Below are 1,457 nucleotides of genomic sequence, written 5' to 3' on the forward strand. Positions count from 1 at the left end.
AGGCTGGCGTGTGGGCGATTTTGCTCGGCGTACTGGTTGGCTCGGTGATCCTTGCGCCCATGGGTTTATTCGGTTCGTTGAACGGCACCAACAACGCGGTATCGTCCGGCGCGCACTTCGGCGTGCATGGTCGTATCGTCGGTTCGTTCCTCTCGCTGCTGACCGCCATCGCGTTTTTCTCGCTGTCGGTGTGGAGCTCGGGGGATGCCCTGATCGGCGGCGCCAAGCGCCTGATCGGTCTGCCGGAAACCGACCTGACCCTGGGCCTGGCCTACGGTCTGTTCGCCCTGTTGGTGTTGACCGTGTGCATCTACGGTTTCCGCTTTTTGCTCTGGGTAAACAAGGTGGCGGTGTGGAGCGCCAGCGTGCTGTTCTTGCTTGGTATCTTTGCTTTTGCCAGCACCTTTGACAGCGCCTATGCCGGCAGCGTCAACCTCGGCAGCGAAGGCTTCTGGGCCGCCTTTATTGGCGCCGCGCTGGTGGCCATGAGCAACCCGATTTCCTTCGGCGCATTCCTCGGTGACTGGGCGCGTTACATCCCTAGACAAACCTCCAAAGGCCGCATTATGGCGGCGGTGATCTTCGCCCAATTGGCGACCCTGATCCCGTTCCTGTTTGGCCTGGCCACCGCCACCATTGTTGCGATCAAAGCGCCGGACTATATCGCCGCCAATAACTATGTCGGTGGTCTGCTCGCTGTATGCCCGACCTGGTTCTTCTTGCCGGTGTGTTTGATTGCGGTGATTGGCGGGATGTCGACCGGCACTACCTCGCTCTATGGCACGGGCCTGGATATGTCCAGCGTGTTCCCGCGGGTACTGAGCCGGGTTAAAGCCACCCTGCTGATTGGCGTGCTGTCGATCGCCTTTATCTTTATTGGCCGTTTCGCCGCCAACCTGGTGCAGAGCGTGTCGACCTTCGCCGTGCTGATCATTACCTGCACCACGCCGTGGATGGTGATCATGATCCTCGGCCTGATCATTCGCCGTGGCGACTACTACGCTGACGACCTGCAAGTGTTCACCCGTGGGCAAAAAGGTGGCCGCTACTGGTTCACCCACGGCTGGAACTGGCGCGGTATGGGCGCCTGGGTGCCCAGCGCGGTGATTGGCCTGTGCTTTGTGAACTTGCCAGGGCAGTTTGTTGGGCCGCTGGGCAATTTGGCCAATGGCATCGACATCAGCCTGCCGGTGACCTTGGGTCTGGCGGCGGTGTTGTACCTGGTGCTGCTGGTGGTGTTCCCCGAGCCGGCTGAAGTGTATGGCGCCAAAGGCCCGCGCTGGATGCCGTTGCCGAAGGATGCCGAGGTAAAAGGCACCACGGAAATCGCATAAACACCGCCGTCATTCCCGCGCAGGCGGGAATCCAGAATTGTTGTCAGATCGGAGATTCTGGGTCCCCGCCTACGCGGGGACGACGGCGGCCTGGAAATCAACGAAACACCTGCTCCACCGGTT

Annotated in this window: 1 protein-coding gene; it reads left to right on the plus strand. The window is 60.7% G+C overall.

Annotated features, from left to right (window positions below; translation table 11 throughout):
• On the plus strand, window positions 1–1,334 hold a 1,334-nt coding region (locus tag AAAB16_RS03655; RefSeq protein ID WP_340662115.1), incomplete at its 5' end, for a cytosine permease.
• Window positions 1,335–1,457 lie beyond the last annotated feature (123 nt).

The sequence above is a fragment of the Pseudomonas sp. genome (assembly GCF_037994325.1).
Classification (GTDB): domain Bacteria; phylum Pseudomonadota; class Gammaproteobacteria; order Pseudomonadales; family Pseudomonadaceae; genus Aquipseudomonas.